The 11953-nt window shown below is 53.3% G+C and carries 12 protein-coding genes and 2 pseudogenes; 6 read left to right on the top strand and 8 right to left on the bottom strand.

The window, feature by feature from the left end; genetic code table 11:
* Nucleotides 1-114: 114 nt before the first annotated feature.
* The 3 genes and pseudogenes from Q0816_RS15495 to Q0816_RS15485 form a co-directional block, all read right to left on the bottom strand.
* Complete coding sequence (locus Q0816_RS15495; protein WP_298852165.1) at nucleotides 115-693, bottom strand: hypothetical protein; 579 nt, start codon at nucleotides 691-693, stop codon at nucleotides 115-117.
* 298 nt (nucleotides 694-991) lie between these two features.
* A complete protein-coding gene (locus Q0816_RS15490) occupies nucleotides 992-1726 on the bottom strand; it encodes a hypothetical protein (RefSeq protein WP_298852164.1) in 735 nt (244 codons plus the stop codon).
* A gap of 416 nt (nucleotides 1727-2142) precedes the next feature.
* Nucleotides 2143-2289 (bottom strand): annotated as a pseudogene (locus Q0816_RS15485) (IS5/IS1182 family transposase); the annotation flags it as partial.
* 133 nt (nucleotides 2290-2422) lie between these two features.
* Between Q0816_RS15485 and Q0816_RS15480 the strand changes: the two are divergent.
* Nucleotides 2423-3742 carry a DUF3300 domain-containing protein gene (locus Q0816_RS15480; protein ID WP_298852162.1) on the top strand — a complete coding sequence of 440 codons (1320 nt, stop codon included), beginning with the start codon at nucleotides 2423-2425 and terminating at the stop codon, nucleotides 3740-3742.
* Between the two features lies 1 nt (nucleotide 3743).
* Nucleotides 3744-4634, top strand: a complete 891-nt coding sequence (locus Q0816_RS15475; RefSeq protein WP_298852160.1) for a DUF2950 family protein — start codon at nucleotides 3744-3746, stop codon at nucleotides 4632-4634.
* Nucleotides 4635-4872: 238 nt separating this feature from the next.
* Here the strand turns inward: Q0816_RS15475 and Q0816_RS15470 are convergent.
* Nucleotides 4873-5130, bottom strand: a pseudogene (locus Q0816_RS15470) (IS5/IS1182 family transposase); the annotation flags it as partial.
* A gap of 266 nt (nucleotides 5131-5396) precedes the next feature.
* Between Q0816_RS15470 and Q0816_RS15465 the strand changes: the two are divergent.
* Together Q0816_RS15465 and Q0816_RS15460 are read left to right on the top strand one after the other, a co-directional pair.
* A complete protein-coding gene (locus tag Q0816_RS15465) occupies nucleotides 5397-6032 on the top strand; it encodes a glutathione S-transferase (RefSeq protein ID WP_298852221.1) in 636 nt (211 codons plus the stop codon).
* Between the two features lie 295 nt (nucleotides 6033-6327).
* A complete protein-coding gene (locus Q0816_RS15460; protein ID WP_298852157.1) occupies nucleotides 6328-7050 on the top strand; it encodes an adenylate/guanylate cyclase domain-containing protein in 723 nt (240 codons plus the stop codon).
* A 270-nt stretch (nucleotides 7051-7320) separates the two neighbouring features.
* Here Q0816_RS15460 and Q0816_RS15455 read toward each other — a convergent pair whose 3' ends face one another.
* Nucleotides 7321-7713: a hypothetical protein gene (locus Q0816_RS15455; RefSeq protein ID WP_298852156.1), complete on the bottom strand. Its 393-nt coding sequence runs from the start codon at nucleotides 7711-7713 to the stop codon at nucleotides 7321-7323.
* Here Q0816_RS15455 and Q0816_RS15450 point away from each other — a divergent pair.
* Together Q0816_RS15450 and Q0816_RS15445 are read left to right on the top strand one after the other, a co-directional pair.
* On the top strand, nucleotides 7666-8199 hold the full coding sequence (locus tag Q0816_RS15450) for a tetratricopeptide repeat protein (protein ID WP_367180506.1): 534 nt from the start codon (nucleotides 7666-7668) through the stop codon (nucleotides 8197-8199). The two genes, Q0816_RS15455 and Q0816_RS15450, sit on opposite strands and share 48 nt — an antisense overlap.
* A 337-nt stretch (nucleotides 8200-8536) precedes the next feature.
* The gene (locus Q0816_RS15445; RefSeq protein ID WP_298852151.1) at nucleotides 8537-9631 is read left to right on the top strand and encodes an acyltransferase; all 1095 of its coding nucleotides are present in this window, start codon (nucleotides 8537-8539) and stop codon (nucleotides 9629-9631) included.
* On the opposite strand, the gene Q0816_RS15440 is transcribed toward Q0816_RS15445, so the two are convergent.
* Genes Q0816_RS15440 through paaD form a run of 3 tightly spaced genes read right to left on the bottom strand, consistent with a single transcriptional unit; the run spans nucleotide 9628 to nucleotide 11951 of the window.
* Entirely contained in the window at nucleotides 9628-10389 is a 762-nt protein-coding gene (locus Q0816_RS15440) for a Phenylacetic acid catabolic protein (RefSeq protein ID WP_298852148.1), read from the bottom strand. The genes Q0816_RS15445 and Q0816_RS15440 overlap by 4 nt on opposite strands.
* A gap of 13 nt (nucleotides 10390-10402) precedes the next feature.
* Nucleotides 10403-11476: a 2Fe-2S iron-sulfur cluster-binding protein gene (locus tag Q0816_RS15435; protein ID WP_298852145.1), complete on the bottom strand. Its 1074-nt coding sequence runs from the start codon at nucleotides 11474-11476 to the stop codon at nucleotides 10403-10405.
* Between the two features lie 13 nt (nucleotides 11477-11489).
* Nucleotides 11490-11951 carry a 1,2-phenylacetyl-CoA epoxidase subunit PaaD gene (gene paaD / locus Q0816_RS15430; protein WP_298852143.1) on the bottom strand — a complete coding sequence of 154 codons (462 nt, stop codon included), beginning with the start codon at nucleotides 11949-11951 and terminating at the stop codon, nucleotides 11490-11492.
* Nucleotides 11952-11953 lie beyond the last annotated feature (2 nt).

Raw genomic sequence — 11953 nt, 5'->3', positions numbered from 1 at the left:
ACATAGATCAGATTGAGCGGTTTTGCCGTTTCTCCAGAATAAGTTACCTGTGCAATAATGTCTGTATTTGGTCCTGTTCGGACTTCCGTTCGAAAGCGGGCGCAGGAATGTACATCAAAGTACCGAACGAACAGCGCCGCGCAGTTCCTGATGCATGATCCAAATCGCGGGTTTATCGTCACTTTGGATATGAGAAAAGGCCAGAACCTGAGCAGCACCATCACTGTTTTCCGATCCGGTTTCGGGCAGCTCGAGTTCCAGGTATTCCGCGATCAACAACCCGACTTTTCTGAAGACCTTGATGGATGTCTCGCGCGACTTGTAACCGGCTGCCTGAGACAGTTGATCAATGGTCAGACCTTCCGTTCCAGAGATTGAAAGTGCTCTGAGCATAGTAGCTTGCGCCGGTGAGAACCTGACTTGGCGAAGGGCTTCTGTGTATTCTCTTTCGCTGGGAACAAGGGTGCCGGAATTTCCTTCCAAACGGCGTTGGCCGCCGCGTTTCCTGTCACGTTCTTCGAGAATTTCTTTTAACGCTTCGATAGCCATTGCCGGTGTTTCGCCAACTGCATCGGCAATCATGGCCTGTGTTTTGGCAGGTGGCTTGGGAAAGGCCCGTGCAACGCTGTTTCCGCTCAGAATGCCAGCTTTAATCAGGTACTTTCCGAACTCTTCTTCAATAACTCCGGACACGTCGGCATTCCGCGTTTTTCGAACGCTGCGGTCCTGAAACGCTCTTTGTTCCAAACCATGATCTGACGTCTTTGAGGCTTGAAGGCTTACCCGAGAGGATTTCTTGCGCATCAGAGAAACACCACCACAATTATCGCTGACACAAACACCGCTGACGCGATAAATATCTTGATCCCGTAGGATCGGCGACGCGCCTTTTCGGCCTTGAGTTTTTTGCCTAGATTTTCGTCAATGGAATTGAGGTTCACGGTTTGATCTTTCTGGCTATGTCAGGGCTATGGCGAAGTCTGCTGGCGTGTTATCGCGACACGAATTCTTCACATGTATCGTTCTGACGTTTGAAGGGTTGATTGCATTCCCATCCATCACCTCTTCGGTTCAAATGAGTTTCTGATGGGACGATGATCGCTATGCACTTATTTCGACTTGGGCGAAAACCACGCTCGCAATTCCATCCAGAATGAGTGTCAGACGTAAGATATGCGTACTCGGGAATGGCTACAGACTCGCAACGGCTCGCTACTGACCTGAATCCTCTGAGGCAGACCCAGCCATCTGTGCTGCTCTTGTCAGTCAGGCGGCCGTTTCGGGGGACTTCAATTGCAACACAACCCTGGCCCTCTTTACGAAATCCCCAGTTGCAATGTGTTTCCTGCACGCCAAATCGGGTTTCGACGAACCCGTTTTCAGGTGCAATCGCTTCTTCGCATTCCCCTTCGACGCGCCAGAACAATCGATTACAGTGCCAGCGATCCCCAGTTGAAGCGACGTAGGCGTTTTCGGGGATTTTTATTTTCTCACATAGATCCGCGACACGCTGGAAACCATGGTTGCATTCCCATCCTTGACCATAGGAACTGCCGGTAGAATATGCGTTTTCGGGTATGTTTTCTTTCTGGCACGATCCGCCCGTGTCTTCGTAACCTTCATCGCAAACCAATCCGACAGAATTCTCGGATACCTGGGATTTTACAGGCGCTTCATGAGCTGAAAGTTGTGATCCCGAAAGCAACACAAAGCTTGTCAGGATCAAGCCCGAAGCACCGCGCAAACGTTTGAATTTAGGCAGGGTAAAGCAGCGTCTGAGCCCGAACCTATCGGGCATCAGGCACGCATGTCACGAGCCACGTATTTTTCATGCATCGCCTTCTTTCATGTGTTGCGCATTGTCTAGAAAAAATCAGGTGACATTTGCGAACGTTTGCGAGTAACGAGTTCGTCCTGAACACCCCAGCGAAATCCGTTCCTGTGCGGGGGCACATGCTACAATTATACTGAAGACCATTGGATCATCGAAGTCGGCAGCACCGCGACGACGAGTAAATTTTACCAATGCACTCTTGTGGTTCTTACCCAGCATAGAGTCAAGGAAGTTTCCTTCATCGCAAAGCCAGCACCACTTGGATAGATTGCTTTTTGATAAATGCATGAGGCCAAGCGGCAATTTGGTCAGGCTTGTCGCGTTTTGTTCTGTGTGGGAAGAATCTTCGCCAATCTGCGAAGATTTTGCGCGGTGGTGGCGAGAGGGGACTCATCTTTTACCCCGCATGACCCACCTAACCGCAGGTGGCCCAGCCCAAGAATGCGTTGGAGATGCTGATTGCACATTGCAGTCTCTCTCGCCCGCTGCGGTCAAGGTCGACTGTGTGACCCGCAGACGTACATTTGATCACCAGGTTGCCAGAATCGCGATCTTGGGTGATCCTGCGAAAAATAGAAGGATCGCAATATGTTTAGGTATCTCATATTTGCGCTCGGTATTGGCGCATCTACTATCCTGTCTGCACAAGAGGCATCCGACGACGACGCGACCGCCGAAGATACCTCGGCAATTTCGTCCGACCTTCTAACCGATGCTGAGCTTCAGACATTGGTCGCTCCGGTGGCTCTTTACCCCGACACATTGCTGATTCAGATTTTCGTCGCGGCTACACAGCCACTGGAGGTTGTAAAGGCCGAGCGGTATTTGCTGGATAACGCCGACCGTGATCCCGCCGAACTTGAACCGGAAATCGAGGCCATGGGCTGGGATCCTTCTGTCAGCGTATTGGCGACAGCGTTTCCCGAAGTCGTCGGCCAGATGGCCACCCATATCGATTGGACCGAAACAATGGGCACAGCAATGTTGGCCCAGTCCGATGATGTGATGGATGCGGTTCAAGTCATGCGGGACCAGGCGATTGACAGCGGCGCTCTTGTTTCAGGACCCGAGCAAACTGTCGAAGTGTCTGACGACGACACAGTTGTAATTGCACCAACAGAACCTGAAACAGTATACGTCCCGCAGTACAACCCAGAGACGGTCTATACTGGCCCGTCGACCGGAGATGTCGTGGGGGCGGCATTGCTGACCTTTGGTGCCGTCGCGCTGATCGACGAGATTTTTGACGACGACGACGATTGGTATGACTACTGGGGGTGCCGAAACTGTAGTGGCTGGGGCGGCGGTCCGATTTACAGAAACCCGGATATCGACATAGACGTCGATGGCAATGTCAACATCGGCAATGACATAGATTTGGGTGATCGCACGGATATTGGATGGAAACCCGATCCTGACCGTCAACAGGAGGCACGAGACAAAATCGCCACTCACAAAAGACCTGAAGATGGTCGTGGCGACTTGCCGGTTAACCGCCCCGAGGGTCGCACGGATGAACTACGCGCAAAGTTGAGCCGTGAATCCGGAGCTGAAGATATTAGCCGTGACCGCGCGGCAGCTGCGGTCGCAGCTGGCGCAGGTGCCGGAGCTGTTGCTGGCGGTGCTCTTGCGAACCGAGACGGTGGGAGCAAATCCTTGCCACAGGTGAACCGGGGAAACGTCGACCGGGACAAGGCTGTCGCAAAACAACAGGCCATTGACCGCACCAAACGCCCGGATACGGCGAAAAAGCCCGTCGCGCAAAGACCGCAGGCAAAGAAAGCTGTAACAACCCAGCGCAAGCCCACGGCGTCCAAAGGTCAGGCGATGAAGAAAAAAGCGTCCGGCAACAGAACTCAAAGCGCGTCCAAACGTGGGCACGCCGCCAAAGGCAAGCGGAGACGGTAAAATGCTTAGATCTGTACTATCAGTTTTGGTGCTAGCTGCGATCACCGGCCCCGCGTTGTCGGACGGAGCCCGATTTGATACTCCGCAGACCGCACTGGACGCTTTTGTCGACGCGTTGAAAGCCAATGATCAGAGCAAGCTTATCACGATTTTCGGACCCGAAGCCAAAGATCTGGTTGGAACGGGCGATCCAGCGGAAGATCAGGAAAGAAGGCAGGAAGTGCTTGGCATGTATGCTGAGGGGTACCGCTTTCAACCAGAGGACAACGGGGTTGTACTTCTGTTAGGTGTAGACAGTTGGCCCTTCCCAATCCCAATTCTACAAGCGGAAGACGGTTGGCGCTTTGACCTGGAAGCCGGGGTCGAGGAACTCTCGGCCCGAGAAATCGGCATGAATGAATTGGAAGTGATCGAATTGCTTGAGGCCTATGTCGACCTTCAAGCAGCCTTCCGCCTTGTGGATCACAACGGTGATGGCGTCATGGAATTCGCGCAGACGATCATTTCCGATCCGGGAAAGCGAAACGGACTTTTCTGGCCGGAAGACGACAGCTTTGTCGGTGCAGCACTTGCCCGAGCTGCCGCCTCTGGGTGGAGCGACGGAGAGAGCGATCATGAAGCTGAACCTTTTCTGGGTTACTACTACACTATCCTGCACGCGCAGGGTCCGAACGCTCCCGGAGGTGCTTACTCTTACTTTGCCGGTGATCGCTTTGTCTCGGGACACGCCTTGCTTGCAGTACCTTCCTTTTACGGAGAAACAGGTATCCATTCCTTTATGGTTGGCGAAAGCGGCATAGTCTACGAGGCGGATTTTGGGCCTGAGACATTGGATATTGCTGCTGAAATTTCTACCTTCGACCCTGGCACAGATTGGTCGCCAGTCGAGTAGTTGTTGATCGCCTGAGCACATCGAGCCGAGGCGACGCGATTGGCAAGCTACAGTCGTTCAAGGGCAAACGTTCAGGTGAGGCTCGAATCCTTCTTCTTTGCTATCAGCGCCATATGGCCGGGCTGACAGAAGAGCCGAACTCAATCAGTTTTGTGTTCTGGGAGTTTATCAAGGTGGTTCGATGGCTGGTTACAAACCGGGCGTTATTGTTCTTAGATGGAAGCACCAAAGAAGGTGGTTTGAAGTTCGGAGAACCGCTGTAGAGCCCGCATGCCGCTATAATCACCGACCTGTCCCGAAGTGATGAAGATTTGGAGCGGGCGCCCCCTGGCTTTCACAGTTGACGTGCAGCATGGTGCTTATGTCACTCTTGGCGCGGCCGATCAGGCATCCATGCTTGCTTTTTTTCGCCCAGACTGGGTGCCCAGCGATGCGCCTTCAGAAAGGTGGCGTCGATCATGGCAGTCCTTTCAACGCCGTACTCGGCGGCCAATCCGCCGGTACTGTTGGTGATGCCGATTATTGTTTCTCCTATGAAAACAGGGGCCAGCCAATACCGATTATTACCGAAGGTACCGCCTTGATCCTCTTCGGGAACAACTCCGTCTTAAGAGACGAGGATGAGCAACCGAGCCTTGAAGCAGGTTGGTTCGTCAAAACGCCGGCCCATTTGACCGGAACTGCCAGCATAAAATCAAAAGCTCTGACTTAACCGGCGAGGAAGAGTTTGACCGTACTGGCAGATTACAGATAAATCCTCATATGGCTCATCACCCTATCTTATGGACGTTCCGCCGCTGCCCGTATGCAATGAGGGCCCGCCTCGCTTTGGCAAGTTCAGGTGTCAAAGTTGAGTTGCGTGAAATTCGTCTAAGGGACAAACCGCAAGCGTTCCTGCAAACATCTGTATCCGGCACGGTGCCAACGCTTCTCCTTCCGGAACAGGTTATTGACGAAAGCCTGGATATCATGATCTGGGCGCTCGAACAAAATGATCCGCAACGGCTTTTAGACATGCCACAGGAAGGATGGGACCTGATCGAGGAAAACGATGGTCCATTCAAGGCTGCTTTGGATCACACCAAGTATGCTACGCGCTATCCGGACGTTGACCATGCGTTAGAGCGCAGGAAAGCTGCGAGTTATCTGATCAGCCTAGATGAACGGTTGAACGGGCGGTCCTGGCTGTTTGGAGATTGCTCAACGCTTGCAGATTTGGCTCTTCTGCCCTTTGTCCGCCAATTCGCCCATATAGACAGGGCGTGGTTTGATGCACAGGAATGGCCGAATTTGATTGCATGGCTGGATCGTTTCCTGGCAAGCGAAGTCTTTATACACGTAATGATCAAGTATTCGCCTTGGACAGACGGCAACGCTCCGCTTTGGTTCAGAGGCTAGATTCAATAGGGCGGGTCCGGTCCATTCCTACCATATAACAATGGAACGACAGCCGCAGAGCGGTGTCAGCAAAGCGGTCATTCGTCACGCAAACGATTGAAGCACCTGAGAATAGAAACGACGACAAAACCGACCCCATTTAATCCAAACCAATGTTCGCTAGAGGCGATGCATCACTGCCTTGAACACAATAGTTTTTTTTGGGGCGTTTTTAGGTATACATTTGTTGGGCTAACGCATCTGGCTTGGATGCGGCTCTCAATTCAGCGTAATGCCTACTCAGGGAGGCGGTTGATTGGAAAGACGTCTCACCGCGATACTTGCCTCAGATGTAGTCGGCTACAGCCGCCTTATAAGAGAGAACGAGGCGGGTACTCTCGCTATAGTCAAAAGCCATCGCGAACGGCTTTTCGAACCTATCGTGGCCGCACATAATGGGCGCATCGTAAAATTGATGGGTGACGGATTGCTCATCGATTTTGCAAGTGCCGTTGAGGCTGTGCAATGTGCCGTGAACATGCAGCACTATGTCGGGATCGACAATAAGGACATACCGCAGAACTCGCAGGTGAGATACCGGATCGGTCTCAACGTCGGCGACTTCGTAATGGATCAGGACGACATTCACGGGGATGGCGTCAATGTTGCCGCGCGTATCGAAAGCTTGTCTGACCCGGATGGCATCTACATGTCGGCAAAAGTAATCGAACAAGTGAAAACCAAGCTCGATCTCAACATTGAAGACCTTGGGAAACACCAAGTCAAAATTATATCCGACCCCATACATGTGTTCAGCCTTGTCATGGATGAAAAAGCCAGGGCCGTTGTTTCACCAATCGCGCCTTTGGAAAAAGCCATCAAAAAAATCTCAGTTCATCGCAGCCGGTGCCGCTGTCGCCCTGATATTGGGGGTCGCCGCGTGGTGGTGGCAACCGTGACCCACGGCACAATCACCCGAAGCAGACAAGCCATCTGTGCTTGCGTCAGGCAAGCCCTCCATCGCGGTAATGGCGTTTGACAATCTCAACGACAACCCGAGCCAGAACGACCTGAGCGACGGTCTGAGTGAGAATATCCTGACTGCGTTTTCCCGATTTTCCGATTTTTTTGTCGTCGCACGCAATTTGACGTTCTTGTACAAAGACAAACCCGCGGATGCACAACAGGTGGCACGGGAATTGGGGGTGCGCTACATTGTAGAAGGTAGCGTTCAGGTCGCGGGTGAGCGCTTGCGTGTTACGTCCCAACTCATTGATGCGACTACGGGTCAGAACATCTGGGCGGACAGTTACAATAGGGATTTACAGGATATTTTTTCAGTACAGACGAGATCACCCGGACGATCGCATCGCTTCTTTCGACCAATATTGATCTGGCTGAATACAGCAGTCTGAAACATCACCCAACAGAAAGTCTTGGGGCCTACGAATTGCGCAAACGCGCGCAAGAACAGTGGTTTACCTTTAAAAGAGAGGGCAATGCCAAGGCGGAAAAACTTAGCGCCAAGGCCATCGAAATCGATCCCGATTTCGCGGGCGCATATGTTGAAGCCGCATGGGCTCATATCAACGGGTATCGTTGGGGGTGGACGGATACCCTGACGTGAGATGAATCGCTGGAACGCGCTTTTGCCATGGCGAGAAAAGCCATTGAGTTGGAACCTTTCAATTTCAAGGGCCATTGGGTCTTGGCCAATGCCACGACGCAAAGCGGCAACCTCGGACGGGCTGCGGCAGTTTATGACAAAGCGATCTCCCTCAACTCGAATTCGGCGTCCGTATTGGCAGATTCCATCGACCCGCTGGTCTACAGCGGCAACACCCCCGAAGCCGTCGAGCGAATGAAACGGGCGATCCGGCTGAATCCACACCACCAGGACTGGTACTTCTGGAATTTGGGGTGGGCTCAATATTTTGCCGAAGACTATGACGGAGCAAAAGCAACGATCGAAAAGATGAGCAAAATTCCTGACGGGCTGAAGCGCACCTACGCGCCGGTTCTTTTGCGGAACGGTTTTGACAATGACGCACACTCAATCATGGATGAGTTTCTGAAGAGCAATCCCGATTTCTCGATCCAGGAAGCCAAGCGGGCCCCATTCGAGAATAGCGATTACCTGTCACGGTGGCTGGATGATTTACGTACACTGGGCGTGCCGTACACTTAAGCGCGGGTCCCGATAACCAGTAGAAGACGAGAGCCACGAGTACGATGGTGGAAAACAGTGCCAGTGAGCACCCGTCGCTACAGGAAGCGACTGCGAGATCAAGAAAATCACTGGTTCGACCCATCGGGCGACCACTTGTCCCTTTTCATTCTCTGATCGGAAATCGTGCGAAATACATCTTGTCAAGTTGCGCAAACTATTGGATGGAACACTGCAAGGCGATCTTCGGAGAACCTCGCGACAGGTCGACACCGTCATACCCCACCAAGTTCAACGCTTGTCTGTTGTCAATCTCTGTTGACCGTATAATATGCACGAAACAAAATCTGAGCAGGCCATGGCAACCAACCAAAAGACCCAGCGGGCCCATGGCCTTGATGCTTTGCGAGGAATCGCAGCGTCCGGCGTTGTTTGCATGCATGCCATTTATATTCACCCATTGGGTGTCGAGTTTTTTGGATGGCACGTGGGTTACCTTGCAATGGGCGTACCACTGTTTTTCATCATCAGCGCTTTTTCCATGTCGCTTGCCTATCCCAATGGAGTAAAAGCAAATCGCGGCTGGGTGTACGCCCTTCGACGGTTCTTGCGGATAGCTCCGCTTTTTTATCTCATGTTGTTTCTCTGGTACCGGAAAGGGTCGCCGGTAGAATTTGATACACTCTTAAGAAACTTCACGTTCACTTTCGGATTTGTACCTGAAGACCAATACAGCCTTGTTCCTGCCGGGTGGTCACTTGGTGTCGAAGCCATATTTTACCTGATATTCCCATTCTTCTGGGTCTGGCGCAACATCTGGGGCGCTCTCGTCTTATTCCTGGCGTCCTGTATCGGATGGGCCATCGTAAACTTGTCGGGTTCCAGCGAGGTGCCTCACGGTTTTTATTGGCATAGCTTCTTCACCAACGCCCCATATTTCGCTTTCGGCTTGTTGGGATGGAGCATTTATCAAGAAGTCAAACCCTCATGGGAACGTCCGGTCGGGCTTGCCACTCTCGCCGCTGGTCTGAGTATTCTGACACTAATGTTTCTTTACGGGCCATACCCGGACGCTTCTACCAATCCTATTTCTTTGATCTTTATCCTGGGATGGGGCCTTGGATTTGGATGTCTTGCACTGTCTCAGGCCCTCTATCCGGTGACTTTTTTCGTAAATCGATTCACTGAATTCCTCGGCAAAATCAGCTACAGCCTCTATCTGATGCATCCTTTTCTTATCTACAAATCGGAACTGACCCGGCAGGCGGCAGCTCTTACGAGTAATCCAAATCTGGTTGTGCCAATTGTCAGTGCGATAACACTTATCGCGGCGATTCCCATCGCCACAATCCTGTACTATCTCATCGAGCGGCCCTTCATACGCCTTGCCCGGTTTCTGACTAAACCCAAATCTACACAAGACCCTCGGCCATCCTCGGCCGCACAAGTCTAGGCAGGCGGTTTCAAACCCAGCCCATTCAAGACTGCGCCCGCTGCCTGCGCCCAGCGCTTCTGTAGCGCATTATTGCTGTTGTGGCGCAGGCCCAATGATCTCAAAAACTCGAACCGCCTTGGGTCATCACCACCGAAAGACACTGCAACACGGGGCCACCAGTAATCCACCGCGCGCTGCATTTGCTCCGTCTGTCCGTTTTCAGCGAGCTTAACAGCGCCTTCCAGCGCCAGATCACCATGATGCGCCTCTGTTGGCGCGATCTGCCGGAACGCTTCGGCAAGCGGCTGGTACGAAACCGTCGAAAATTCGGCCAGTTGTTCCGCTACGGCGCGGCTCATCAGCAAGTTCATGATGACAGCGTCAGTCCAGTCTGAGATTGGATAGTTGAACACGGCAAGGCGCATGTCATGCGCACTGCGGGTCGCGCCCATGTCGTCGTTGCGATCCAACCGAGAAGTCCATGGGTGATGCGTCGCATATCGCTCGGTGTCTGCGCCGAATTCGCCCATGATCTTCAGGACCCGATCCGCATGATCGGTTTTCTCCAACACAATTTTGGCGGCCGCAATACGTTCCTTGATGCCTGGGCCCTGGTTGATGATGTCGGCGAAACCGGCGGCACCGGCCAGCTCGCTGTCCACAAACGTGGCCATCAACTTCATTAACTCAGCCCGATAGCGCGGTGGAACATTGGTCGGATTGGTCAGCACACCGCCTGCGGCCAGATAGCTGTCGAGTGTCATGGCGTCGGTCATCGATCCTCTCCCTTTATTGGTCGTAATCCACGACCACGCGGTCGGTCACCGGGTAAGCCTGACAGCTTAGCACATAGCCTTTTTCGACCTCGTAATCCTCGAGTGCGTGATTGGCGAGCATCTCGACCTCCCCTTCCAGAACTCGGCAGCGGCAAGTGGAACAAACCCCTGCCTTGCACGCATATGGCGCATCCATGGCGTTCCCCAGCGCGGCTTCAAGAATAGACTGATCCTTGGGCAAGGTCACAGTTTGGGTGGACCCGTCCAACGTGATCGATGCGCTGGTTTGATTGGCCTGGGTGCCGGCCTCTGCCGTTCCTGTCTTGCGTTTGGCCCGGCCCGGCTGGGCGCTGGCGAAGAGTTCGAACTTGATCTGGCTGTCGTCAAGACCGTGTTCGCGCAGCGCAGCAGCAATACCCAGCATCATCGGCTCGGGTCCGCAGATAAAGGCTGTATTGACGTTTTTGATATCGATCCAGTGCTTGAACAGATCGCCGCATTTTTCCTGCGTCACCAGTCCGGTGAACAGATCGATTTCCTGTGCATCGGCCTCTAGAATATGGATCACGTTCAGGCGGCCCATATAGAGGTTTTTCAGGTCCTCCAGTTCTTCACGGAACATGATCGTGTTTATTCCTTTGTTGGCGTAGATCAGCGTGAAGCGGGATTTGGGCTCACGCGCCAGTGTTGTTTTCAGGATCGACAGAACCGGCGTGATGCCTGACCCGCCAGCGAAGCCAAGATATTGCTTTTCTGCATCTACATCGATCGGCGTGTGAAAGCTGCCCATCGGTGGCATCGCTTGCACAACGTCACCAACGTTGAGTTCCGCATTGGCCCAGCTTGAAAACGCACCCCCCTCGACGCGCTTGATGCCGACCTGCAGAACACCGTCATCCTTGCCCGCGCAAATGGAGTAGGACCGGCGCAGTTCTTCTCCGTCAAAATCGCGCCGGAAGGTCAGGTACTGACCGGCGGTGAAGTCGAATTGATCCGCCGCGCCGTTTTCGGGTTTTAGGGTCACCACGACCGCATCGCGGATGGTCTTATGGATATCGGTGACTTTCAGGTCATGAAAACGTGCCATCCGGTGCTCCTCCTCAGATGCACTTGAAGTAATCAAATGGTTCCAGACAGTCGGCGCAGCGCCAATGGGCCTTGCACGGGGTCGAGCCAAATTGGCTGACCTTTTCAACCGCCTTGCTGCCGCATCGCGGACAGCGCTCAGGGCCGCCCGCCGCCTGCGGCGGCGCAATGCCAAACTCTTCAAGCTTGGCGCGGCCTTTTTCGCTGAGCCAATCAGTGGTCCAGGCGGGTGAGATGCTGGTTTCGATCCGCACATCCCCGATTCCGTGATCGTGCAGAGCGGTTTCGATATCCATGCTGATGACGGACGTCGCCGGACAGCCGGAATAGGTTGGCGTGACCGTAACGACCAGAGCCCCAGCGTCCCAACGCACATTTCGCACAATCCCGAGATCAACGACCGAGATCACAGGAATCTCGGGATCGGGAACGGCATCCAGCCATTCCCAGATCGTATCGGTCGAAAAGTGTTGCATCA

The organism is uncultured Ruegeria sp., from assembly GCF_947497005.1.
Taxonomy (GTDB): Bacteria; Pseudomonadota; Alphaproteobacteria; order Rhodobacterales; family Rhodobacteraceae; genus Ruegeria.
This window is presented reverse-complemented; position numbering and strand designations above follow the sequence as displayed.

Coding starts and splice junctions, on each gene's coding strand:
- Q0816_RS15480 (WP_298852162.1), top strand. CDS start 2,423: ATGTTTAGGTATCTCATATTTGCGCTCGGTATTGGCGCATCTACTATC.
- Q0816_RS15475 (WP_298852160.1), top strand. CDS start 3,744: ATGCTTAGATCTGTACTATCAGTTTTGGTGCTAGCTGCGATCACCGGC.
- Q0816_RS15465 (WP_298852221.1), top strand. CDS start 5,397: ATGGCTCATCACCCTATCTTATGGACGTTCCGCCGCTGCCCGTATGCA.
- Q0816_RS15450 (WP_367180506.1), top strand. CDS start 7,666: ATGGCGAGAAAAGCCATTGAGTTGGAACCTTTCAATTTCAAGGGCCAT.
- Q0816_RS15455 (WP_298852156.1), bottom strand. CDS start 7,713: ATGGCCCTTGAAATTGAAAGGTTCCAACTCAATGGCTTTTCTCGCCAT.
- Q0816_RS15445 (WP_298852151.1), top strand. CDS start 8,537: ATGGCAACCAACCAAAAGACCCAGCGGGCCCATGGCCTTGATGCTTTG.
- Q0816_RS15440 (WP_298852148.1), bottom strand. CDS start 10,389: ATGACCGACGCCATGACACTCGACAGCTATCTGGCCGCAGGCGGTGTG.
- Q0816_RS15435 (WP_298852145.1), bottom strand. CDS start 11,476: ATGGCACGTTTTCATGACCTGAAAGTCACCGATATCCATAAGACCATC.
- paaD (WP_298852143.1), bottom strand. CDS start 11,951: ATGCAACACTTTTCGACCGATACGATCTGGGAATGGCTGGATGCCGTT.